The organism is Neobacillus sp. Fa239 (genome assembly GCF_055395235.1).
Genome location: NZ_AP041612.1, coordinates 79974 through 104000, shown reverse-complemented (window position 1 = coordinate 104000; position 24027 = coordinate 79974). Strand labels below are relative to the sequence as shown.

The window sequence follows — 24027 nt, the reverse complement described above, 5'->3', positions numbered from 1 at the left end:
CTTGTCATTGGATCGTGTGTCATTGTTTTTTCCGGTCAGATAGCGAATTTAATTTGCTCTGGGCTGGTATATTCATTCAAATGATTGGTGCCGGATGTGCGTTTCAAGTCTCTATAATGATTGCCAGCCAGTTTCCGAAACCGGAAGAACGTCCGCGAGTCATTTCGGCATTTTATTTATGCGCGTACTCGGGATTCATTGGGCCGGTTGTTGCCGTCGGAGTATTGACTCAATTTTTTAGCTTGAACTTCTCATTGGTTATTCTATATTTGTTTGCTACGCTAATTGTTATCTATGTGTTGATTTATTCAATCAGATTTAATCGTTATTATTCTAAAGTTACATCACAATAATCACTATTATGGTTTTTTGAAAAACAAAAATTATGGATTTATAGATAAGAGAAGATCCCCTTTGATGTCGCAAATTATGGAAAAGTTGTAGATATATTGGAGAAATTGGGGTGATTTTATTAAAGAGATTCAAATTATTAACTTTAAAAATGCTATAAGTTATTGATCGAACGCCGTCAAGTTTTGTCATCAAAACGGGTGGATTAGGTCTAAATTATTAAAAAGGGAGAATGAAAACAATGAGTAAGTATAGTATATAATTCCAATACCTTTTAATGATTTGGTTGTAAAACTAGTCAAATTTGCCGAAGTATCTCAAACTGTGCCCAATTTTGATACAAATATAAAAGCATTTGAAGAGTTATTATGTATTCAAAAGGTAATGTAATATAGGAAATTAACAAATTCAGTAATAAATCATAATTTTGAATTTCAACATCCAAGTGTTCTTCATCTTAGTCAACAACTTTATCTTTAATAATAAAATCAATGAAAGTTTTTTAAAAAAGGAAGTTTAATATGCTTAAATTAATTTCAACAGGAATGTGTTGTATTGTCGTTACTATTTCACTAGCCGGCTGTTCGTTATTTTTATATAATACTGCTAAGCAAAATTCCTTGGTGGAGAATCAGCATAAAGAGAAGCAAATCAATGAGCAAAAACAAGCCCATTATAATTTCCAGAATAATCGCACTGTGGTTGTCTCATACCCTGAAAGCATTCCCGTACTGGTGAACAAGCAGAATAAACTGCCTGCCGGCTATGTGCCCAAGGACCTTGTTTTTACCCAAATACCGTTTGTTCCTACACCTGCTAATTCAGAAAAACGCGAAATGAGAAGTGAAGCTGCGGCTGCTATAAAAAAACTCTTTGATGATGCGAAAGCACAGGGTGTGAATTTCTTAGGAGTTTCGGCATACAGATCGGAAAAAACACAAACTTCTCTTTTTAATACTTATGTAAATAGGGATGGTTATCAAAAAGCGAGAACTTATAGCGCCCTTCCCGGGACAAGCGAGCATGAAACCGGACTGGCCATCGATGTGACAGAAGGAGATGGCAAATGCGCGGCAGCGGATTGCTTCGGCGACAGTACTGAGGCCAAATGGCTGCAGGGGCATGCAGCGGATAATGGTTTCATCATCCGCTATCCAATAGGTAAAGAAGCCATTACAGGCTACCAATATGAACCATGGCATCTTCGTTATGTCGGCAAAGAACGCGCAAAGGAAATCACTAGCCAAGGTATTACACTAGAAGAATACTACAATGCTGCTAAAGTAAATAACTAAAAGGGAATAAAAAGTGACAGGAACCATGTGAAGAATCCCCATGGTTCCTGTCACTTTTTCTAGCAGCTTGCTAGCAGGTTTATTGCCCTTTAAATTCCAGTGATATATGGATATGTGTGGTTTAGTAGCTATTAGTCTCTTTTCAATTGGACCCCAAAATTATCCTTGAATACACCTTTATTCCAGGCCACAAATTTTTTCATTAAAACAGACTACTACGTAATTTAGAGAAAACTATAGAAATCGGGAGATATTCCTTTCTATATAGAGGGAGTGGAATAGGACAGAATTATTTACCTAATCCTGTCCACTTAGTCGTAGCAGATCAACAAACAATAACTTATAGGGGTCCTTCCGACAAAACGTGGATATTATACGCTAAGACATTTTTTGGAAGTGAAAGCCCTAATTTTTCTACGCTAAGCAGAAAAATTAGGGCTATTTTTATGTCCTGAGTGGCCGGGGGGAATGAATGGAATCTGAATTCCTTGGATTAAAGGAATATTCTCCGAGAAAGTTAATATGTTCCCACCCTAACGGAGATAAATGAGGAAGCAAATCCTCTTTATATTTTCCTTTAGATTTCAAATATTCAATTGCATGAGATAGATAAACAGTATTCCAAATGCTAATCGCATTAATAATAAGATTTAATGAACTAGCGCGCTGCAATTGATCTTGTAATGCAGTTCTCTCAGCTCTCCTTGTTTTCCAAAGAATATGGCACGTGCTAAAGCGTTCATGGCTTCACCTTTATTTAACCCACGCTGGATTCGACGTCGTAAAGTTTCACTAGAAATATAATCTAATATAAACAGGGTTTTATCAATACGTCCCATCTCTCTTAATGTAGTAGCAAGGCTATTTTGTCGAGAATAGGAACCCAATTTTCCCATGATTAAAGAAGCAGAAACAGTTCCTTCACTAATGGAATATGCCAGTCTTAACACATCATCATAATTTTCCTGTATGATTTTTGAATTAATTCTTCCTCGCAGTAATTTCTCCATTTCTGGATATGGATCTGGTTTTTCAAATGTATAAAGTTTCGAATCCGTAAGGTCTCGTAGCCTTGGAGCAAACCGGAAACCTAATAATTTGTTAGTCCGAATACTTGGTCCGTGTAACCAGCCGTATCAGTATAATGTTCTTCAATATGTAAATCAGTCTCATGATGTAATAAACCATCAATGACATGAACAGCATCTCGTGCATTTGTATTAATCACTTTTGTGTAGAAGCTAGAAAATTGATCGCTAACAAAACGATAAAAAGTGGTACCTTTACCTGTCCCGTAATGTGGATTTGCGTCAGCATGTAGGGAGGAAACACCTATCTGAGCGGGAACATGTGCTGAGGAAATGAATGGCTGTCGGAGTTTTAAAGGAACCCGTCGATTTTTCGGATATGTTAAATCCAAAAAAATCTGTTGAGGTTAGAATTGTCTTTTTGCTTATTCTTCGAGACATATTGAAATCATGAAAAAGCTCATGGGATTATTCTATTACGAAGGCGTTCTTCTAAACTTCTTGAGAATATCTCAGGATTAATTATTCTCCTTCTTCGAGGAGTTGCTCTATAGTAGGTAAGCCTAAATAAATGAATGAGGAGAAACGAATGGGTAAAAAAGTAATCTTTGTTTGTGGCACTCTTGTTGTCACTTCAACTTATGTATCTCAGAGGGTTAACCAATATTGCGTGGAGCATGGAGTTCCGATCTATTATCAGCAACTAGCTAAAGCATAACCCTAAAAAAAGCCAAGAAAAGAAGAATATCTTTTCTTGGCTCAGATTGTAGACAAAAGGCACCCGAATGGACTCATTCGGATGCCTTTTGTCTACAATCTGAAATCCCCTTATGTTGAAGGGGATTTTTGTATTTGCGCTTGGTACATTCTTTAGGGTTGAAGCAACGTGCGATGAGGGCAGTAGTAATGCCTAGCCTAACACCAGTTAAAGGGGTTGATAATTGATATATTGGTAATTTGTTTTTGGTTTATAATTTTGGTTATGTAATTTAGTAGTTTTTGAGGTGAAAGAGACGGTCCTTGTTTTATTACCATAAACGATCGTTTTTGGTACTTTTTCTTTTGAGGTAGCGCCAACATAACATTCGGTCTAGAAACCTAATAAAAAAATTAAAACCCGAAATTAAGCCATAATCGGTTAAATTTCGGGTTTTTTATATAAACAGAGGTATTTTATCTATGCTTTAATTTAGTGTAATTAGAAATGATATGAAACATTAATTCCTTTGAATTTTCTAAATCAAAATATTTTTCTAAATTATGAGTTGACATTGAAAAATTAGTTTCTTAAAATTAAAGTAGGTTATCGAATATAGTAATTAATTACGATAATCGGAAAAACGGAGGTGGAGAAATTGAAAAATAAACTTTTTATTGATGGTAATTGGGTTTGCAGTGAGATATATAAAGATTTATATTCTCCTTTTTCAGGAGAAAAAATTGCTGAAATACCACAAGCCTCAATTCAACAGGTGGATGAGGCAATAGAGTCTGGAGCAAAAAATCAACATAAAATTTCTTCTATACCAGCATATGAAAGGGCTAACATTTTAGAGGAATTAGTGAGTTTACTTATAAGAGATCGAGAGGAAGCTGCAAGGTTAATTTCTCTTGAATCGGCTAAACCATTGAAAACATCCTTTGATGAGGTTGACAGAACCATAGAAACTTATAAGTTTTCTGCTGAGGAAGCAAAGAGAATTCATGGAGAGATGATCCCTATGGATTCAGCAAAAGGTGGGGTCAATAGATTGGCCTACACAATTAGAGAACCTATTGGAGTCATTGGAGCCATAACACCATTTAATTTCCCTATGAATTTGGTCGCCCATAAAATTGGTCCAGCAATTGCTTCAGGAAATAGTGTGGTTTTAAAACCCGCAGGACAAACACCATTAACAGCCTTTTTCATTGCGAAGCTTTTTGAAGAAGCGGGACTTCCTAAGGGTGTGCTAAATGTAGTGACAGGAAAAGGCTCAGTGGTTGGGGATCGTATTGTCACAAGCGAAAAGGTGAACATGATTACATTTACAGGAAGTCCTCAAGTTGGATTGTCGATTAAAGCGAAAGCAGGTCTGAAAAAGGTAAGTTTAGAGTTAGGTTCTAACGCAGGATTAATTATAGACGAAAATACTAATTTAGATAGAATAGCAAAAAGTTGTGCTGCTGGTGCTTTTTCTAATCAAGGGCAAGTTTGTATTTCCTTACAAAGAATTTATGTAATGGAAAGTGTTTATCATAAATTTATAGACAAATTTATTAGTGAGACAAAAAGTCTTATTTGCGGGGACCCATTTGATTCGGAGACAGATGTATCTTCCCTTATCACAAAGGGAGATTTACAGAGAAGTATTTCCTGGATCGAAGAGGCTGTAAAAGAAGGGGCAGTGGTCTTAAGCGGAGGTTTTGAAAAAGATAATGTCTTGATGCCAACCATTTTAACGAATGTTCAATCAACCTCCAAAGTATCGTGCCAGGAAGTTTTTGCACCAATTGTTACGGTCACTCCGATTAAATCAATTGGAGAAGGAATTGATTCGATTAATGATTCTAAATATGGATTACAAGCTGGTATTTTTACGAAAGATATTCAGACAGCTTTGGAAGCATCCAAAAAGTTACACGTCGGCGGCGTTATGATTAATGATATTCCAAATTATAGAGTCGATCAGATGCCATATGGCGGTGTAAAAGAAAGCGGAAACACAAAAGAAGGCATTAAATATGCCATTGAGGAAATGACAGAAGCAAAGCTAGTGGTGTGGAATCAAAATTTCTAATATTGTAATTGCTTAAATCCAAACAAAGGAGACAGTAAAATGACGAACAGCATAATTCAAGACCCAACAGGAGTAAAACAAGCTACAAATGCGATGAGAATAGCACTTTCTTTAAAACGAAATGGCGTAAAGTATATTTTTGGACAAAGTAATCCTCCAACTGTCACTCTTGCATGCTCGGATATTGGAATTGAACAAATTGGTTATAGACAAGAAAACTCAGGAGCGTACATGGCACAAGCATATGCAATGTGTACAAACACAATCCCAGTGGTCACTGCACAACATGGACCGGCTGCTACATTAGTAGTTGCAGGACTCGCAGAATGTTTAAAAGCTTCCTATCCCGTTGTTGCCCTTGTCGAAGAAGTATCTAGAGAACAGGAAGAAAAAAATGCCTTTCAAGAGATTGATCATCTTGAGCTGTTTAAAGGGGTTTCTAAATGGATTAAAAGAATACCGATTCAAGAAAGAATTGAAGATTATGTTGACATGGCATTTAAAATTGCTGCAAGCGGCAGACCGGGACCAACTGTTTTACTCCTGCCAAAAGATATTATTACAGACACAAAAGAATATGCAATCAATGAAAGAAGAAGCCAAAATTCAGGAGTATTCCCACTCGATCGAACTATAGCAGATTTAGCAAAAATTGATGAAGCTGCAGACCTTTTAATAGAAGCGAAACATCCTTTTATTTATGCTGGCGGTGGTGTTATTTCATCTGGAGCTCTTAATGAAATAAGAGAATTACAAGAAGAATGTTCGATTCCTGTTGCGACTACCACCATGGGAAAAGGATCTGTCGATGAAGAACATCCATTAACCATAGGACCAATTGGTTATTATATGGGAAAAAGAGGGGTCAGCAAACACTTAAAATCAATGGTACAAGAGGCTGACGTTATTCTATTAGTAGGAAACCGCACAAACCAAAATGGAACGGACAGCTGGACCCTTTTGCCAGAAGAGGCTAAATATATTCATATTGATATTGATCCTGTTGAAATTGGTAGAAACTATGAATCACTTAGACTTGTTGGTGACGCGAAATTAACCCTTGCTGCTTTAAAAGAAACCTTATTGAAAAAAGGTGTTCAAAAAAGAATGGCTATACGCGAAAGTGTGGAAAAGCGTATTCAATTGTCTCGAGAAATGCATCAAGAGGATATGCAGGAAATCTACTCAGTTGAATCTGGAAAAATAAAAGTGGAAAAATTCTTATATGAAGTGGAAAAAAGATTAGATGATGACCATATCATTGTGGCGGATGCCAGTCTTTCATCTGTTTGGAATGCCAACTATCTTAAAGCCATTAAGAACAGAAAGTTTATTTTCCCTAGAGGACTTGCAGGATTGGGCTGGGGATTGCCAATGGGAATGGGCGCTAAAATTGCCAATCCAAATAAGAAAGTGTTCTGCCTTGTGGGAGACGGAGGATTCGGTCATGTCTGGAGCGAGTTAGAAACTTGTAAAAGACTTGGTATTCAAGTAGTCGTAGCTGTTATTAATAACGGAATTCTCGGGTATCAAAAATATGGTGAAACAGCCATGCTAGGCCGATATACAAATGTTTGTGATTTTTCATTTGTTGATCATGCCAAGATTGCTGAGGCATGCGGTGTTAAAGGGATAAAAGTGATTTCTACAGAGGATATCCCAGCAGCCATTGATGAAGCATTCCAATCCAATGAAACTGTTGTGATTGATTTGTTAACTGATCCAAATAACATACCGCCAGTCGGGGTAATGGATGTACTAAATAATTAAAAAAGGAGAATAATTATTATGGGGAAATTAACAGGTAAAGTAGCGGTAGTAACTGGTGCTGCACGAGGAATTGGCCGTGCATATGCATTAAAATTGGCACAATTAGGCGCAGATGTTGGGGTAATTGATATCGATTTAAAATCTTATCAACATTTTGCAGGTGAGAGTATTGGTGAACAATACGAAACCGTTGTAGATGAATTAAAAGAATTAGGTGTAAAGGCTTTTGGTATGGAAGCAGACATTTCAAATCAAGAGCAGGTTCAAAATGCCTTTCAAAAAATTGTGGACAATCTAGGCGAAGTGGATATTTTAGTAGCGAATGCCGGAGGTGGTTCAGGTTCAATTCTTGAAAATAAAGCTTCTGAAATGGATCCTGAACAATTACAAACAGTTTTGGAAAGAAACCTATTTGGAACAGTCTATAGTGTAGCGGCCGTTGCGCCAGGGATGAAAAAGAAAGGGTACGGAAAAATTGTAACAGTTACATCAGTCACTGGTTTACAAGCAAATTCTGAGGGCTCTTATTCTCACTATGGTGCTGCTAAAGCTGCCATTGTAAACTATACAAAATTTTTATCTCAGGATTTAGGCCCATATAATATTACAGTCAATGCGATTGCACCAGGATTCATTGGAACTGGCCGATTAATAGAACAGTTTGAACAAGCTGGTGTTGAAACATATACTAGCCAAACAGCTTTAAAACGGTTAGGAACACCAGAAGATTGTGCAAATGTTATTGAATTTTTAACGACGCATCTATCAGATTATGTGACAGGATCTGTCATTGATGTAACTGGTGGACTTCTGAAATAAGCATTTTATTTTTTCAACTAAATGGAGAGGAGCCTTAATTACATAAATATGCTCCTCTCACTTTTACAATAATAAAAATACTAGAATGTATATTTAAATGGCAAGTATTTAATAATTATAGAAATTTTTTCGCGATAATTGATGCCATAAAATAATTGGTTTCGGCGCAAATTCGTAGCCTTTAGCATGACTGGCAGCATGTAAATCACTCCTGCAAACGCCGCAATACGAAAAGTTTGATATTATCTTTAAATGTTCGGGTTCTTCGTTCGCTGCGGAAACAGGTGTATTCAGATTGAAAAAGGCGGAACATACGTATTAGTCACATTATATGAACAAGAAGTGAAGTTTCCCGTAAACATTATGGTTAGAGGGGAAATTAATATATTGTCAAGCTACGCCTATGACCGTAATGATTTTTAGCAGTCTTTTGATCTATTAAACATTTATAAAGAACCGTTAAAAAATATTATTTCTATCTATCCATTGGAAGATGGCTCACTTGCTTTCTCCGATTCTAAACAACAGAAAGTATTAAAACCTATTATCAAAATGCCATAATGTTAAAATGAATAAGGGGGTAATTAATTGACGCAATCAAATAAGGACTTAGTTGAAAATGTGGAATTCGTAAACCAAGCTAACAGGCAAGCGAAAACAGGAATATTACCTAAAGCACCGGTAATTTCCTGGATAGCCCTGCTCTTATTATGGTTAGTATTCGCAATGAATGCCATAGATAGAGAAATTATGAATCGGGTAATGCCGTTGATTGTAAACGAATACAAAATTTCTGCGGATACCGTCGGTGGAATTGTTACTCTCATCATTATTTCTGGCTGTACCCTGACAATTTGGGGTGGAAGATGGTCTGATAGGGTAGGACAAGGTTGGGCCCGTAAAAAAAGTAATATTTGGATTGCACTCGCCTATACGTTATTTGTTTTCTTAACAGGGTTTTCTACCTTTACATCCGTTGTGGCTGGATTTGTTATTCTACAAATATTAAGAAGTGCATTTAATGCAGCTGGGGAGACGATCGAAGTTTCTTCAGTGGCAGAGTGGTGGCCGGCAGAATCACGAGGCTTTGCTCTAGGAGCCCATCATACAGCCTACCCATGGGGAACCTTACTTAGTGGACTTGCGATTTCCGCCATTTTAGCTAGTTCTGGAAATGATTGGCGACTCGTATTCTTAACTGTACCATTAGCGATCATCCCAATTTTCATTATTTATTGGATTTTTGCAACACCGCAAAACTTCAAGAAATATGAAGATCGGGCTCGTGAAATGGGGTTAACACCGACTACCAATTCGGAAAATACTGAAAATTTAAAGAAGAAGGGCGTTGTTTTAGAAACTCTTAAAAATCCTAATATTTTAGTTGGTACGATTACCCTAGCACTTGGATTTGCCGGGTACGTAGGAATAGGCTTTTGGCTCGCTCCCTATTTAGCCTTCGTTGCAAAATTTGATTTTGCTGCTGCCGCCGCTTGGTCCGTTGTATTCACCATTACAGGGGGAATCGGACAAATCGTTTGGGGGGCTTTATCTGATAAAATTGGCCGGCGCATGAGTTTGTTAATTAGCTTTGCTTGGCTTGCAATCGGTTTCTACCTTCTCCAATATGTTGGAAATGGGTTAGGTTGGTTGATTGGAATTCAACTATTTCTTGGCTGTTCTACGAACGCCATTTATCCAGTCTCCTACGCTCTAGTTTCCGATTCAGCCAAAAAAGGGTATGTAGGTACAGCAATGGGTATTTTATTGGCAGGTACCAGTTTTGGAGGTCTCAGTCCGCTCGTTCTTGGTATTTTTATCAATGCTGGCGGCGGATGGGAAGCACATCAAGGATATATAACAGGTCTATACTTTCTAACAGCTTTAATGGTCATTTGTTTCTTTTTAATTTTACTGTTTACCCGAGAAACTGTGGGGAAAAAACGTGGGAAAGACTGGTCCCTTGTTAGTTTAAAATCATGTGGGATCGAAGAATAACTGGTTAATAAAAAATGATAATACTAAATCCCGAGAGGAGTTTTAAAAAATGGGTTTCGTTAATACAGTTACCGGAAAAATTGATAGTAAAAATTTGGGTTGTACGCTTGTACACGAGCATCTTCTTCTACGTTCAGAAGCAGTAGCTGTTCAATTTCCTCATCTATATGATGAAGAGGAACTTTATCAAAAAGCTGTCAACGCAGTGAAGGCAGTTAAAGCACAAGGTGTACAAACAATATGTGACCCTACTGTAATGGGGGTTGGCCGTGATGTCCGATTTTTAGAAAAGGTAGCCTTAGAAACTGAAATGCAAATTATTACGGCGACAGGTATTTATTCTTTTACAGAAATCCCAGCCCATTTTCAAAACCGCGATATTGATTATTTGGCTGAAGCTTTTATTAGGGATATTGAAGTGGGGGTACAAAATACATCCATTAAAGCGAGCTTTTTAAAGTGTTCGGCCGACGCTCAAGGAATTACTACAGATCTTGAAAAAGTCTTCAGAGCAGTGGCGCGTGCTCAAAAAAGAACGGGTGTACCAATTATGACTCATTCCCACCCTGCTAGCGGCAATGGCCTTAAACAATTGGAAATTTTCCAAGAAGAAGGGGTTAACCCTAAGTCCATTATGATTGGACATACAGGGGATACAGAAAATTTAGATTATATTCACCAAGTATTGGACAGCGGGGCATATATCGGAATGGACCGTTATGGACAAGGTCTGCCTTTTACGGAAAGAAACAAAACACTGCTTGAACTTTTAAAACAAGGTTTCGCTAATCGGATGTTCCTTTCCCAAGATTATTGCTGCAGCATTGACTGGTTCCCAGAAGAAGAAATTGCTAAATTGGTTCCAAATTGGTCCATTACCTTTTTATTAGATGAAGTGATCCCTCAATTACGTGAACAAGGGGTATCGGACGAACTAATTAAGACAATGATGGTTGAAAACGTTATCAATTGGTTTGAAGGTAAATAATTGCCTTAGTTTGATAAAGTGAATTTATTCCTTCATTAAAAAACCTTCTGTATTTTAAATTTGCACAATATTGTGCAAAGTAATTTAAAGAAGGTTTTTTTTCTTGGATTCATATTTTTTTCAGCATTTGTCCAAAAATTATATTCTAGTGATATAATGACAGAAGCTGCTATAAATGAAAGATTTTTCAAGGGGTGTGTTTGATGGATAATTCATATAAAGGATCATTGGTTGCTGAAAGAACCCTAAAAGCACTAATGTTATTTTCTAAGAAAAAATATTTATCGGTGGCAGAGATAGCAGATTCATTGAAAATTAGTTTAACAGCTGCTTATCGGCTTGTGGACACTTTACATACAACAGGTTTTATAAAGCGAGAGCAATCAAAAGAATATTCTCTAGACGCACCAAATATTTTACTATTATACAATATGGTTGAGCAGGACCTTAGAGAGGTCGCTCGTCCTATTATCAAGAAATTTGCAATGGAATTTAGGGAGTCTGTTTATTTAAGTATCGTTCATAGTGACAATTCCTATTATTCATTTATAGAAGGAGAAGACAGTCCTTCTCAAGTAAAATGGAGCGAACATATAGGCACGGCCTTTTCACTTCCTACTGGGACTGCAGGCAAAACGCATCTAGCTTATTTAATTAAAGATTTAAATGAATCGGAAAGAGAAGCATTTATTTCAAAGATGGAATTAACTTCATATACCGAAAATACTATCGTTACAATTGAGAAATTAAAAAAATCCTTAGAGAAAATATTAAATGAAGGATACTGCTATACGAATAGCGAGCATTCTCCTGGGGTAGCAGGTATATCTGTTCCGGTTTTTAATTTTAAAAAGACCAGTGTTGTTGCGGTTTTAAGTGTATTTATGCCTAACTCACATTTTGATGAAAGTGAATTAAAGAATTATGTTACATCTCTAATTGCTGGGGCAAATGAGATTGGTAAATCAATCCTATAAAAATAAACTTTTCTGATTCTGACCTGATTCTGGTGAAAAAATAAAGGAGTGCAAAATAGGATTGTTGTGTTTTACTCCTATGTTGAAGGAAAGGCCAGATATCAGTATGTTATGGAAAATAACCTCTGAAACAGGGGTTTATCTACTTATAGCCTATTTGCCTTTGTTATATGGGTACACCGTACTGAAAGATAGTTTAATGAATGTTAAAAAGTAAATTTATCAAAGGACAACCCGTTTTCTAAATGATTTTATATAACCTGATGACAATGGAATTCTTATGCAATTCACTATTCGGCATAAGAATTCTTTTTGTATTTCCTCTATTTTGAATCGTAATCAAAAACGGTCCCATAGCTAATGTTCTTCTTCAACTCCCTCAGTTTAATACGATTTTCTCCCGAATGCTCACTTATTCGCAGGATTTCATGTACCTTGATATTTTGTAACGATAGAAAATAGGGGGCCAGAACCATTAATAGCTTCGTGGAGGATAATGAAATAGAGGAGTATAATTGTACTCCACATTTTACCATATGATGTGCATTCTCCACGCCGCCCCTGGAGGCTTTCCCTCCCATGTCTCAACGGATCAATTGCCCTATCATTGAAAATATATATCCTACCATTTTTTGAGGCGATGAACGAAAAATATAAACCTACAAAAAATACAATGATCTTATCAGTCTAAATGATGAAATCTATAAAAACATCGGCTGGATCAGCGCCGATGTCGGTCCACGAATGGATAAAAAACATCCGTTTTTTCTTGATCATATGACGCAGGCATTGAGCCTGCTTGGCGGTTGCTGAGGCAACCTTTTGAAAAATTATTCGAGGAAGTAGGAAAACCACTTGCCAGAGCAAATCGTTCTTTTCATTAATTAAGTGATTTATTACATAAGGAATGCCTGAAGATGCACTAATTGTCCTGATAACTCAATAGTTTAATGAAAATACCTTTATTCTAAATTTTATTATTCTATTTTTTGTTATCCATACAGCCTTAAGGCTGTGTTTTTTCTTTAGAAATCATGACTTTAAAGAATTCATTCAAAAATATACAGACCTTACTTCGGGCGGCAGCACTACAGACTGGTCAGAAAGCAAAGTACACTTTCTGTCATTCTGTACGTGTCGCGTTGGCACTAAATGGCCCGATAACCACGGTCTGTACGGCTAACGCCTACATTCCGTAGGTTCCTGTTCCATTTACGGCAGGCCGCCGTACCAAACGAGCCGAAAACCTATAAGACCTTGGGCTCCTTGCCCAAACCCAGCCAACGGGAGCCCGTTGGATCGCAATATACGCTCGGACTCTATAAATCTCCTTCTTTGTTCTCCTTATTGTAATCGTTTGCTCATAAGGGCAGTCAAGGGTGCTACGCTAGCGCTTCGCAAACTTTGTGAAATTTTTTAAGAAGAGCGTATAAAAAACTTCACAAACTTCACAAACTTCAAGCTCGTTGACAGCCCTTTTCGCAAAGATTCGGAGAGGTCAAACAAAAAAGGAGTGATTGTGAATGAAAGTAAGTTTTCATGGATTGAAGGTAGCAAAATCAAGCACAGGGTTTTATGTAGGTAGATACTTTCAGGAAGACGAAGTCACTTCACAGTTTGTACGACTAACCGATGATTTCAGAGGCAAACAAGAAGCTATCGAGTGGATCGAATCCATCATGGAAGAAGTGGTAGAGAGGGAAGAGGGGTAACTCCCTCTTTTGTTTTTTTGTTTTAAAAAGCGTACCGAAGAGAATGGAAAATTCCCGGCTACGCCAGGATCGTGTCGCTTGCTTTGTGTTTCTCCTAATGATTGAAAGATTGCTGGGAGCTTTTTTGGGGGGCGATGCTCCCAATAAGAGAGCTGAATCTATGCTAGCATAGATTCAGAAAAAAATAAGCTAATAAAAATAGATATTGTTATTAACTCAGAAAAAGGAAGAATTTATTCAGCGATTATACCAGCGGGGCAAAGGACATTAGTTCTGATTTTTGATTTGGAAGGATTGAAAGACAATGCTGAGAAAAATAATCGAAAAAAACTATTGAAAAACGCTTACAATCGGATTATACTATCGATAAATCGATTTACTAAACCGATTTATATTTAGGCTCATCTTTTTCAAAATTTGTCTATTAAGCAAACTTATTTTTTTAATAGTTTACTAAACCGGTTTATTAATACGAGATATAGCACTAATATAAATACATCAAAGAAAGGATCTTGGCAATGAAAAATGTGATTGTCCCATTGAATGCTTTTGATAGTGTGGAAGTGATAAAGAATGGACAAGAATCCTTTGTAAAGCTGATAGCGGAATCCGGAGCGTTTGGAATCGAGGTCCGCCGTGAATTGCTGCCGAAACCAGTCCAAGAAAGACAGCATGAGCTCATTCGAGATGAAATTAAGGCATACAGACTTTTTACCGTCTATTCTGCTCCGATTGAATTATGGAATGAAAATCACCAGCTAAACAAAGAGGAATTGACCGATGTTTTTCAAGAGGCAATCGCCCTTGGTGCTGACTGGATTAAGGTATCGCTGGGCCATTATCATCGGGAAGATTCCGATATTGTTAAACTTAATAATTTTATAAACCAACACCAAGGATTTCAATTATTGGTTGAAAATGATCAAACGCTTTATGGCGGAAACGTCGGCAGATTAAAATCCTTTTTTGAAAGCGCTGACGTTCTCAATGTTCCAGTCAAAATGACCTTTGATGTTGGGAACTGGTATTACACTAGCCAAGATGCGGTGGAGGCTTTACACCAGCTTGCCCCCTATGTGATTTATCTCCATTTGAAGAATGTGGAAAAAAAAGGTAATGAGCTTATTACTGTGCCGCTTGAAAAGGAAGGGGAGCAGAGCTGGAAAAATGTCATGCAGCATTTTCCTGGCGGCATGATGAAAGCGCTTGAATTTCCGATTGAGCCGAAAGAGAAAACGAAAGATTACATTCATATGATCAACGAATTCATGTTAGAAAGTGAGGGTATATCATGAATCAGTTTGATGTGATCACCTTTGGCGAAGCGATGGCGATGTTTATTGCCAATCAGCCGGGCCCGCTTCATACTATTGACCAATTCATGCTTGAGCTTGCGGGTGCGGAAACCAATGTGGCGATCGGACTGGCACGGCTAGGTCTTCGGGCAGGCTGGGTCAGTAAAGTGGGCAATGATGCGTTTGGAAAATTCATTACCGAACGTCTTCATAATGAAAACGTTGACATCAGTCAAGTTCTGACTGATGACCATTATCCAACCGGTTTTCAATTAAAAGCGAAGGTGGCAGAAGGGGATCCTGAGGTTCAATATTTCCGGAAAAGGTCCGCGGCAAGCCACCTGCAAATCGCCGATTTTAATGAAGCGTATTTTCAATCAGCTAAGCACATGCATCTGACAGGAATTCCTTTTGCGATTTCCAAACAGGCAAGGTCATTTGCCAAATATGCCCTATCGTTTATGAAAAAGAACGGCAGAACCGTTTCCTTTGACCCGAACTTAAGGCCTTCCCTATGGGTTTCAAAGGCGGAAATGGTCGAGGAAATCAACGCGGCAGCCTTTCAAGCCAACTATGTCCTTCCGGGGATTACCGAGGGTGAAATTTTAACCGGCTATACAGATCCGCGTGATATTGCTTCCTTTTATTTAGAAAAAGGCGTTGAGCTTGTTGTGATCAAGCTTGGTCCTGAGGGAGCGTTTTATAAAACCGCTCTAGAAGAAGGAACGGTTCCGGGTATTAAGGCGAAAAAGGTTGTGGATACGGTGGGAGCAGGTGACGGTTTTGCGGTTGGAGTGATTAGCGGTTTGCTCGAGAAGCTTTCACTGGAAGAGACGGTATTAAGAGGAAATGCCATTGGAGCATTGGCTGTTCAGTCACCTGGGGACTCCAACGGTTATCCAACGGAACCAGAATTAATAGATTTTATAAAAAATCATGTAGAAACAGTCGTTTAATAAACAGATTTACTTGAATTTAAAGGAGAGTTAACCATGTTTTTCTCAAACATTCATGCAAATGAAAACATCGAAAAAAAATATCCCAAACCGATTGCCAAGGCTATTCAATATTTAAAAAACAAACAAGATGAGTTTATCCATATGGAACCTGACATTTATCCAATTGAAGGGGGGGATATTTTTGTTCAGGTGTTCGACCGTAAGACAATGAAAAAGGAGGAGGCGAAGCCGGAAGTGCACCGCAAATATATCGAAGTGCACTATTCGGTGGAAGGAAAAGAACGGGTCGGTTTTGCCGTCGATCTAGGGAATAACCCCGTGATAGAAACATTGTTAGAGACGAAAGATGCAATCTATTATGGAGAAGTTGAAAATGAACATGAAATGATTTTTCAACCTGGCGATTATTTTGTTTTTTTTCCAGAAGACGTTCATCGGCCAATATGGGAAAATGGTGGAAGTACAATGATACGGAGAGTTGTTATCAAGATCAAAGAATCTGTTATGTAAACGGTATCAATAAAAAAGGCAGGACACATTTAAAGGAGGATAATTGAGATGAAGAGTGAACTTAGCAAGTTACACAATAGCCGGTGGAAACGTATTCTACCTCCATTGTTAATCGTTTGTATCATTGCTTTTATGGATAGGGTTAATATCAGTTTTGCGATATCGGGCGGAATGGATAAAGCCTTGGGGATGACAGCCAGCATGGCTGGACTAGCATCAGGCATCTTCTTCTTTGGATATTTATTTTTACAGGTTCCAGCCGGACAAATTGCAGCGAAGCGGAGCGGAAAAAAGGTCATATCGATCATTGTTCCAATTTGGGCATTGATTTCTATCTTAAGCGGTTTGTGTACCAATTCGACTCAACTGCTGATTCTTCGTTTCATCTTGGGAATCGTTGAAGGCGGGATGCTGCCGGTTGTTCTCACAATGGTTTCTAACTGGTTCCCGAACGAGGAACGAGGCCGTGCTAACGCAATTGTCTTGATGTTTGCTCCAATTGCGTCGATTATCACCGGACCAATTTCGGGTTACATTATTTCTTTCGCGAATTGGCGTTTCATGTTTATTTTGGAAGGAATCCTTTCTCTTATTGTTCTCATTCCATGGTTGATTTTAGTGAAGGATCGCCCGGAACAAGCACCTTGGATTAGTGATGAAGAGAAAAAATACATTTTGGATAGTTTAAAAGAGGAACAAAAAACACTGGCAGAGGAAAATAATATTAAGCAGGCATCACTGAAAGATTTGCTCCCGAACACGACTATGTGGAAATTAATCATCTTAAACTTCTGCTATCAATCAGGGGATTACGGCTTTTCGATGTGGCTGCCGACGACGCTGAAGAAATTAACGAACAGCGGGATGGGCATGGTCGGCCTTCTTTCAAGCTTACCATGGATTGCCTGTATCGCCGGGATGCTGCTCTTCTCCAAACTTTCTGACCGGACTGGCCGCAGAAAAGAATTTGTGGCAATACCGCTTATTGGTTTTGCGTTATGCTTGTTACTGTCGACTACGATACATGCTAATGTGTGGCTTTCTTACATTTTCCTAATCGGCGCTGGATTTTTTGTTAAAGCAGCAGGTGTGGTATTCTGGGCAATTCCATCCCGTATCTTTAGCAAAGAGGTGGCAGGCGGTGCCCGAGGTGCCATCAATGCTCTTGGAAATATTGGTGGATTCTTCGGACCTTACATTGTTGGCTTCTTCATTCAGTATTTTAACTTTAATGCAGGTATTTACAGTTTAGTTGTCTTACTTTTTGTATCCGCCTTCATCGCATCCACATTACCAGCCATCGTTCAGGCACCTGTTAAAAAGGAACATAGTAATCTTAAGCAAACAGTATGAAACTTTTTTTCAAAATACATTTATGAAAAGGATGATGGAAGATGACTCAATTGAACTGGGGGATTCTTGGACCTGGAATTATCGCAAAAGAATTTGCAAACGCAATCATAGATGTAAATGGTAAGGTATCAGCTGTAGGCGCCAGAAACCTTGAAAAAGCGCAAAAGTTTGCAAATGAATATAATATTGATCGGGTTTACGGCAATTATGAAGACTTATTAAATGACGATGATCTTGATATTATTTATATTGCAACACCACATACTTTCCATTATGAATGGATTATGGAAAGCCTAAAACGAAACAAACATGTTCTTTGTGAAAAGTCGATTACAGTAAATGGACGGCAATTAAAGGAAATCGTTGACTTAGCCACTGAGAAGAATTTAATCGTTGCAGAAGCAATGACCATTTACCATATGCCAGTCTATAAAAAGCTGCGTGAGATTGTAGACGCTGGAAAAATAGGAAAGATCAATTTGATTCAAGTTTCTCACGGCAGTTATAAAGAGCCTGATCCAATGAATCGCTTCTTTAATCCGGATTTAGCGGGTGGGGCCATGCTGGATATTGGTACGTATACCCTATCGCTTTCGAGATATTTCCTTTCTGAACAACCAAATCAGATACTATCAACCGTGAAAAAATTTGAAACAGGGGTAGACGAGCAAGTAGGAATTTTACTGAAAAATGCCTCCAATGAGATGGCGGTTATATCCATGACACTAAGTGCCATTATGCCAAAAAATATAATTATCGCCGGTGAAAAGGGTTTTATCTTTGTGGAAGATTATCAAAGACCTACAAAAGCAACGATCACCTATACAGAAGATGGCCATGTAGAAGTAATTGAAGCAGGCAGTACTGAAAAAGCCTTCCACTATGAAGTGGAAGATATGAATAATTATGTACTCCATAAAAGTAAGAATGATACTTTGCAATTGTCCGTAGATGTGATGCAGCTTATGGACGAGGTTCGCAAACAATCCAGTGTCTCTTACTCCTTTGAATGAAACCCGGACGAGGGAACAGGTTTGGTGTCCCACTCCTGCCTTACTGTGATGGGTTAGGTGGAAATAATAGGTCATGGTGTTAAGCATGATAAGACACAGTATCCAGTTCCATTTTTTACGAACGGGTATTGTTTTTCTAGACTTATTATTGATTATAAAAACGATTCCCGAATTTCATACTACTTGCGGGCGCTCGGACTCCAACGTTGATAAACGGCTGCATGCTCTAACGAAACTAGAAAATACATGAGTTTATGGATAAAATGGAGTTAGCGAAATAAAAAAAGAGGAAGATAGTATGAAAAACGTGACAATGGCCGATGTAGCGAAAGAAGCCGGTGTATCCAAAAGCACCGTTTCACAATTTTTAAATAAGCGCTTTGAATATATGGGAGAAAAAACAAGGCTCAAGATTGAAGAAGAGATTGAGCGCCTTGGCTATCAGCCCAATTATCTGGCGAGAAGCTTGAAGCAAAAACGTACTTCGATGGTGGGAATTATCGTTGCCAATATTATGCATTATTTATCGACGGAGATTAGCCGGGCGATTGAAGACTTTTGCCAAGGTCATGATTTGCATGCGATTGTTTGCAATGCCGATGATGACCCGGAAAAGGAAAAGAGATATATTGAAATGCTGCGGGCTAAACAGGTTGATGGCTTGATCATTTTTCCAACCGGACAAAATCAGGATTTATACAAAAGCATGATTAAGGCAGGTTACCCCGTTGTGTTCGTCGATCGAAAGGTTGAAAAACTGGATTCCTTTTCGGTGTTAACCGACAATTTCATGTCAACATATAAGGCGATTCAATCTTTCATCGAAAAGGGCCATCGAAACATTGCCTTTGCCGTGCAGCCGTTAATCGTCAGTACACGGCGAGATCGATTGGAAGGCTATAAAAAGGCGATGACCGATGCTAGATTAAAAGTGAATCCTGAGTTCATTATTGAATCCAATATTGATGAAATGAAGGGCCAACTAGAGAAACTCTTTTCTTCGGGGGAACGGCCGACAGCCTTATTTGCCGGAAATGACCGGGTTTTTCTTGTCTTGGTGAAATTTTTACGAGAAAAAGGACTCAAAGTTGGCAAGGATATTGAACTAATTGTTTTTGATAATATTCCGTTTGCCGATTTAGTCGAAACACCGATTTCTTTTATTGTCCAGCCAGCCTCTGAAATGGGACATAAAGCAGCGGAATTGTTGTTTGATCAAATCAATAAAGTAAAACGGGAGCCGGAAGAGTTTGTGTTCCCAAGCCGGATGGTGTAGGCAGGTGCCTGAAACCATCAAAAAACAGATTTTAATAAACCGATTTAGTAAATCGATTTATTTTGGAAAGGAATCCCTTCCTGAAAAGTACGAGAAATCAGTCAGTTAGAAATAACGATTATTAAAAATATTCTTAAGGTAACACTGGAAAATAGGGGAGCCAAAGAAATTGAATCATTAGCTTTTGCCATCGTGTCTTGTATGAAAGGAGCAATACAATACGAAAGGGTACTGGGAAAGCAGATATTGCCGCAAGCAATGAATGAAATATCCCGCCTTTTAAAAAGTTAAAAGGCGGTTTTAAGCGAGCAAACTTACCAGTCTCCAAGAAGGTAAAAAAATTAAAACCATCCTTTTCTATAATTCTAGCTTCGGCTGTCTTAACAATTTACATATGGAAAATAGCATGGGCAGCTATGCCACAGAATTTAGTAAACGGAATCCGGAAACGGGGAAATTGATGGTCTAACATGAAGAATGATTATGCAAAAGCCCCAGAAGGCTGGAGTAAAAACCTAAGCACTGTTTGATCAAAAGCCTGCTTTTACTGAAGATGAGTGGAAGGTGTTAATCAAAGGGCTGCATCTTCTTGGTGATTTGGCAACTGAAAAGGATATGAAAATCGTGTATCACCAAAAGGTTATTGATTGTGTATAAAGTGAAGTCTAAATACCTGATTTTTCAAGAACTCTTTGGTAATAAATCTAAAAATGTAACCGTTTTCTATACTAGTAAATAGCGAAGGGTATCCATGAGTGCATTTTTATCGATTTCTTCCATTTGCTTTAATCTATTCTTTATGTGTTGGTTGGAAATAAATAACATTGAGATGAATAAAATTAGACATCCACCCATAATCAACAAGAAAAATTGCAACCAAGTATTGAGAACTGAAAACTCCATTCAAATCCCCCTCGATTTAATGACATGTCTCTAATTATTTCTATGTATGTAAAAAAAATCCTCCTATTGAAGTGCAATAATTATAGGTTTGACCTTTTTAAGGTAAGTATTTATTTGACCTTTACATTGGTTATGGAAAAGAAATCAAGATTGAGTATGGATTCAAATTCATCCTGATGTTGAATCTTTTTATTTAAAGGATCGATTTTCGTTACAAATCCAACACGGGAAGTAAAAAATCCGTTTTTCCATGTAGTAATTTCTAAAAGTAATTTGGTTTCCATGCTTTTAGATAATAGTTGTTCCATCTCTTCTATTTTCATTTTATCCAGCAGTGGTCTAGGCGTTTTTTGATCATCCTGCCAAAGATCCTATAACAATTTTATGGATTCCGGCATGAAAAAACCATGCCACTTCTTTTATTCCACGATCTTTATGATCTTTATTCATTAAAAAATTCCCCTTTTTATTTATTATAGGAACATTTGTTCTTGTTATTCAATGGGTATGTTTTAAAAATTTTATATATGTCTACATCCTCTTTTCGATTTTTTATCAGTCATGCAGCCTTAAGGCTGCGATTTTTCTTCAGAAATTAGGAAGTTAAAATTCTAGGTTAAATGCATACAGAAAGACATTGGACGGCCAGCACTACGGACTGATATGAAAGGAAAAGACGCCTTTCTGTCATTCCGTACGTGTCGCTTCGGCATTAAATGGACCGATAACAACGGTCTGTACGGCTATCGCATACATTCCGTAGGCTCCTGTTCCATTTACGGCTAACACCGCCATACCGAACGAGCCGAAAACCGGAAAATCAAAAGATTAAAAGAAAAAAATGAAAGATCAAAAGAATAACAGACAAAAGGAGAGCAGCCGAAAAAACGGCTGCTTTTATTGTTGATTTTTCCCTTTTGCCTTCCGAATCGTAAAACAGCGCAAGCTTTCTAACCTTCCTGCCGGTAGGGCACCCGAACCTTTCCGGCTAAAAGCCAAGAAAGCTAGTCAATCGGTCAAGGGGCAAAAAACTTTTTTGCTTAAAGGCGCTAACGCAACAGCAAAAAACTTTTTGTGCGAAGTGAGCCTTGACCCATTGCCTATGCGTGTTTTTCGTTCTACTTGCAAAAGGGGAAAAATCATCCCCCTTTTGGGGAACGAATTCGCTTCGGAATCCAAAAAGAAAAAATGAACAAAAAAAACAAAAAATGAAAAGGAGTTTTGAAAAATGGAATTCATGTCAATCTTCGAAGTCGTTAGAATCAAACAAGAAATTAAGGAATCCTCTGAACCGTTTGTACAGTATGTCATTCGTTCACCAGAAGATGCTCAAAAATTAGCGGCCTCTTATATTGCAGATGACGACCGGGAAGTGCTTTTAGTGATGATGCTCAATACGAAAAATCAGGTAGTGGGGCTACATAGAGCTCATGTAGGAAGCTTGAATGCGAGCGTAGTCCATCCTAGAGAGGTCATGAAATGCTCGATTCTCAATAATGCGGCATCCATTATTGTTAGTCATCAGCACCCTAGCGGAGACCCCACACCAAGTCGGGAAGATATCGATATAACCAAGCGGCTTGCAGAAGCAGGGAGAATTTTAGGCATCGATTTGCTGGACCATGTGATTGTCACCTACACCGGGAAGCATGTCAGCCTTAAGGAGAAAGGCTATTTATAAAAATACCAAAATAGCAAAGGGGGATTTTCCCCTTTGCTTGAAAGGAGAAATTTATCATGATGATATTCGTATCTAATTTTTATAAAGATGAGGCAAAAGCAATTGAAAAGGCAGGTCTGAAAGAGGAAATCGAATAACCAAAAAAACATCGGCTGGATCAGCGCCGATGTCGGTCCACGAATGTATAAAAAACATCCGTTTTTTCTTGATCATATGACGCAGGGATCGAGCCTGCTTGACGGTTGCTGAGGCAACCTTTTGAAAGATTACTCGAGGAAGTAAGAAAACCACTTGCCAGAGCAAATGGTTCTTTTCATTAATTAAGTGATTTATTACATAAGGAATGCCAGAAGATGCACTAATTGTCCTGATAACTCAATAGTTTAATGAAAATACTTTTATTCCAAATTTTATTATTCTATTTTTTGTTATCCATACAGCCTTAAGGCTGTGTTTTTTCTTTAGAAATCATGACTTTAATGAATTCGTTTAAAAATATACAGAACTAGCTTCGGTCGGCAGCACTACGGACTGATCAGAAAGCAAAGTACACTTTCTGTCATTCTGTACGTGTCGCTTTGGCACTAAATGGCCCGATAATCACGGTCTGTACGGCTAACGCCTACATTCCGTAGGTTCCTGTTCCATTTACGGCAGGCCGCCGTACCAAACGAGCCGAAAACCATTAAGACCTTGGGCCCCTTGCCCAAACCCAGCCAACGGGAGCCAGTTGGATCGCAATATACGCTCGGACTCTATTAATCTCCTTCTTTGTTCTCCTTATTGTAATCGTTTGCTCATAAGGGCAGTCAAGGGTGCTACGCTAGCGCTTCGCAAATAATTATGTGGAATCAGCTTATAAGGGCAACACTGTTTCTGTAGCTGAACAAAGACGTAAGCTGTTCGAGCTTCTTTTCTCTACCCTAAAAGAATTGGCGATAACGAATTATAACAAAACAGAACTGCATGAAGCGCTCGTTATACTCCAGGAGGAAGTAGAGCGAGATCAGCCTAGATCTGCACTAATCCTTGCCATGCTTCAGTTTTTGAAGAAAGAGCATGAGCTTAAAAGCATCATTGAACAATTGAGAAAACTGTGCTTCAATTTGGATGAGTAATTATTTTTTAAGTTGCTAATGTGAAGAACAGCTAAATATCTGGTTTTGGGATATGTCCAATGAGCATTTGGTTACATGGGTGCATATTAATGCTTGACACTTACCTACTAGTAAGTTAAAATGCAGTGGTGGAAATCGAAAAACACAAATTTTAGGCCTGGCACTAAAACTTATTCCGGAAAAAAGGTTATGTTGCCATAA

At 38.2% G+C, this 24027-nt stretch carries 18 protein-coding genes and 2 pseudogenes; 17 read left to right on the top strand and 3 right to left on the bottom strand.

Going from position 1 to position 24027, the window contains the following annotated elements; translation table 11 throughout:
* Positions 1-612: 612 nt before the first annotated feature.
* Both ACZ5XR_RS28820 and ACZ5XR_RS28815 read left to right on the top strand, forming a co-directional pair.
* Positions 613-741, top strand: a pseudogene (locus ACZ5XR_RS28820) (ketopantoate reductase family protein); the annotation flags it as partial.
* Positions 742-872: 131 nt separating this feature from the next.
* Positions 873-1646: a M15 family metallopeptidase gene (locus ACZ5XR_RS28815; RefSeq protein ID WP_464502740.1), complete on the top strand. Its 774-nt coding sequence runs from the start codon at positions 873-875 to the stop codon at positions 1644-1646.
* A 444-nt stretch (positions 1647-2090) separates the two neighbouring features.
* Here ACZ5XR_RS28815 and ACZ5XR_RS28810 read toward each other — a convergent pair.
* Positions 2091-3006: pseudogene (locus ACZ5XR_RS28810) on the bottom strand (transposase); the annotation flags it as partial.
* A 1023-nt stretch (positions 3007-4029) separates the two neighbouring features.
* On the opposite strand from ACZ5XR_RS28810, the gene ACZ5XR_RS28805 reads away from it, so the two are divergent.
* The 13 genes from ACZ5XR_RS28805 to ACZ5XR_RS28745 all read left to right on the top strand — a co-directional run bounded on the left by ACZ5XR_RS28805 (position 4030) and on the right by ACZ5XR_RS28745 (position 20124).
* Positions 4030-5454 carry an aldehyde dehydrogenase family protein gene (locus ACZ5XR_RS28805; RefSeq protein ID WP_464502739.1) on the top strand — a complete coding sequence of 475 codons (1425 nt, stop codon included), beginning with the start codon at positions 4030-4032 and terminating at the stop codon, positions 5452-5454.
* Positions 5455-5493: 39 nt separating this feature from the next.
* The gene (locus tag ACZ5XR_RS28800; RefSeq protein WP_464502738.1) at positions 5494-7224 is read left to right on the top strand and encodes an acetolactate synthase catalytic subunit; all 1731 of its coding nucleotides are present in this window, start codon (positions 5494-5496) and stop codon (positions 7222-7224) included.
* A gap of 18 nt (positions 7225-7242) precedes the next feature.
* A complete protein-coding gene (locus ACZ5XR_RS28795) occupies positions 7243-8043 on the top strand; it encodes an SDR family NAD(P)-dependent oxidoreductase (RefSeq protein ID WP_464502737.1) in 801 nt (266 codons plus the stop codon).
* Positions 8044-8631: 588 nt separating this feature from the next.
* Positions 8632-10041 (top strand): MFS transporter, encoded by a 1410-nt coding sequence (locus ACZ5XR_RS28790; RefSeq protein ID WP_464502736.1) that lies wholly within the window; start codon positions 8632-8634, stop codon positions 10039-10041.
* A 49-nt stretch (positions 10042-10090) separates the two neighbouring features.
* Positions 10091-11029 carry a phosphotriesterase family protein gene (locus tag ACZ5XR_RS28785; RefSeq protein ID WP_464502735.1) on the top strand — a complete coding sequence of 313 codons (939 nt, stop codon included), beginning with the start codon at positions 10091-10093 and terminating at the stop codon, positions 11027-11029.
* A 203-nt stretch (positions 11030-11232) separates the two neighbouring features.
* Positions 11233-12006 (top strand): IclR family transcriptional regulator, encoded by a 774-nt coding sequence (locus ACZ5XR_RS28780; protein ID WP_464502734.1) that lies wholly within the window; start codon positions 11233-11235, stop codon positions 12004-12006.
* 1523 nt (positions 12007-13529) lie between these two features.
* Complete coding sequence (locus ACZ5XR_RS28775) at positions 13530-13718, top strand: hypothetical protein (protein WP_464502733.1); 189 nt, start codon at positions 13530-13532, stop codon at positions 13716-13718.
* A 518-nt stretch (positions 13719-14236) separates the two neighbouring features.
* Positions 14237-15013 (top strand): sugar phosphate isomerase/epimerase family protein, encoded by a 777-nt coding sequence (locus ACZ5XR_RS28770; RefSeq protein ID WP_464502732.1) that lies wholly within the window; start codon positions 14237-14239, stop codon positions 15011-15013.
* Positions 15010-15969: a sugar kinase gene (locus ACZ5XR_RS28765; RefSeq protein WP_464502731.1), complete on the top strand. Its 960-nt coding sequence runs from the start codon at positions 15010-15012 to the stop codon at positions 15967-15969. The genes ACZ5XR_RS28770 and ACZ5XR_RS28765 overlap by 4 nt, the downstream gene beginning before the upstream one ends.
* Before the next feature lie 36 nt (positions 15970-16005).
* Positions 16006-16482, top strand: coding sequence for a NanQ anomerase/TabA/YiaL family protein (locus ACZ5XR_RS28760; RefSeq protein WP_464502730.1), 477 nt, complete (start codon positions 16006-16008; stop codon positions 16480-16482).
* Positions 16483-16524: 42 nt separating this feature from the next.
* Positions 16525-17835 carry an MFS transporter gene (locus ACZ5XR_RS28755; protein WP_464502839.1) on the top strand — a complete coding sequence of 437 codons (1311 nt, stop codon included), beginning with the start codon at positions 16525-16527 and terminating at the stop codon, positions 17833-17835.
* 41 nt (positions 17836-17876) lie between these two features.
* A complete protein-coding gene (locus ACZ5XR_RS28750) occupies positions 17877-18848 on the top strand; it encodes a Gfo/Idh/MocA family protein (RefSeq protein ID WP_464502729.1) in 972 nt (323 codons plus the stop codon).
* Between the two features lie 298 nt (positions 18849-19146).
* The gene (locus tag ACZ5XR_RS28745; protein WP_464502728.1) at positions 19147-20124 is read left to right on the top strand and encodes a LacI family DNA-binding transcriptional regulator; all 978 of its coding nucleotides are present in this window, start codon (positions 19147-19149) and stop codon (positions 20122-20124) included.
* A 723-nt stretch (positions 20125-20847) separates the two neighbouring features.
* On the opposite strand, the gene ACZ5XR_RS28740 is transcribed toward ACZ5XR_RS28745, so the two are convergent.
* The gene (locus ACZ5XR_RS28740) at positions 20848-21027 is read right to left on the bottom strand and encodes a hypothetical protein (protein WP_464502727.1); all 180 of its coding nucleotides are present in this window, start codon (positions 21025-21027) and stop codon (positions 20848-20850) included.
* 110 nt (positions 21028-21137) lie between these two features.
* The gene (locus ACZ5XR_RS28735) at positions 21138-21350 is read right to left on the bottom strand and encodes a YolD-like family protein (RefSeq protein ID WP_464502726.1); all 213 of its coding nucleotides are present in this window, start codon (positions 21348-21350) and stop codon (positions 21138-21140) included.
* A gap of 905 nt (positions 21351-22255) precedes the next feature.
* On the opposite strand from ACZ5XR_RS28735, the gene ACZ5XR_RS28730 reads away from it, so the two are divergent.
* Positions 22256-22708 carry a JAB domain-containing protein gene (locus ACZ5XR_RS28730; protein ID WP_464502725.1) on the top strand — a complete coding sequence of 151 codons (453 nt, stop codon included), beginning with the start codon at positions 22256-22258 and terminating at the stop codon, positions 22706-22708.
* 845 nt (positions 22709-23553) lie between these two features.
* Complete coding sequence (locus tag ACZ5XR_RS28725) at positions 23554-23826, top strand: hypothetical protein (protein ID WP_464502724.1); 273 nt, start codon at positions 23554-23556, stop codon at positions 23824-23826.
* Positions 23827-24027 lie beyond the last annotated feature (201 nt).

Bases quoted from the DNA above. Each gene is read 5' to 3' on its own strand.
- ACZ5XR_RS28785 (WP_464502735.1), top strand. From the start codon at position 10,091: ATGGGTTTCGTTAATACAGTTACCGGAAAAATTGATAGTAAAAATTTG.
- ACZ5XR_RS28775 (WP_464502733.1), top strand. From the start codon at position 13,530: ATGAAAGTAAGTTTTCATGGATTGAAGGTAGCAAAATCAAGCACAGGG.
- ACZ5XR_RS28730 (WP_464502725.1), top strand. From the start codon at position 22,256: ATGGAATTCATGTCAATCTTCGAAGTCGTTAGAATCAAACAAGAAATT.
- ACZ5XR_RS28745 (WP_464502728.1), top strand. From the start codon at position 19,147: ATGAAAAACGTGACAATGGCCGATGTAGCGAAAGAAGCCGGTGTATCC.
- ACZ5XR_RS28765 (WP_464502731.1), top strand. From the start codon at position 15,010: ATGAATCAGTTTGATGTGATCACCTTTGGCGAAGCGATGGCGATGTTT.
- ACZ5XR_RS28815 (WP_464502740.1), top strand. From the start codon at position 873: ATGCTTAAATTAATTTCAACAGGAATGTGTTGTATTGTCGTTACTATT.
- ACZ5XR_RS28800 (WP_464502738.1), top strand. From the start codon at position 5,494: ATGACGAACAGCATAATTCAAGACCCAACAGGAGTAAAACAAGCTACA.
- ACZ5XR_RS28795 (WP_464502737.1), top strand. From the start codon at position 7,243: ATGGGGAAATTAACAGGTAAAGTAGCGGTAGTAACTGGTGCTGCACGA.
- ACZ5XR_RS28760 (WP_464502730.1), top strand. From the start codon at position 16,006: ATGTTTTTCTCAAACATTCATGCAAATGAAAACATCGAAAAAAAATAT.
- ACZ5XR_RS28780 (WP_464502734.1), top strand. From the start codon at position 11,233: ATGGATAATTCATATAAAGGATCATTGGTTGCTGAAAGAACCCTAAAA.
- ACZ5XR_RS28750 (WP_464502729.1), top strand. From the start codon at position 17,877: ATGACTCAATTGAACTGGGGGATTCTTGGACCTGGAATTATCGCAAAA.
- ACZ5XR_RS28735 (WP_464502726.1), bottom strand. From the start codon at position 21,350: ATGAAAATAGAAGAGATGGAACAACTATTATCTAAAAGCATGGAAACC.
- ACZ5XR_RS28770 (WP_464502732.1), top strand. From the start codon at position 14,237: ATGAAAAATGTGATTGTCCCATTGAATGCTTTTGATAGTGTGGAAGTG.
- ACZ5XR_RS28740 (WP_464502727.1), bottom strand. From the start codon at position 21,027: ATGGAGTTTTCAGTTCTCAATACTTGGTTGCAATTTTTCTTGTTGATT.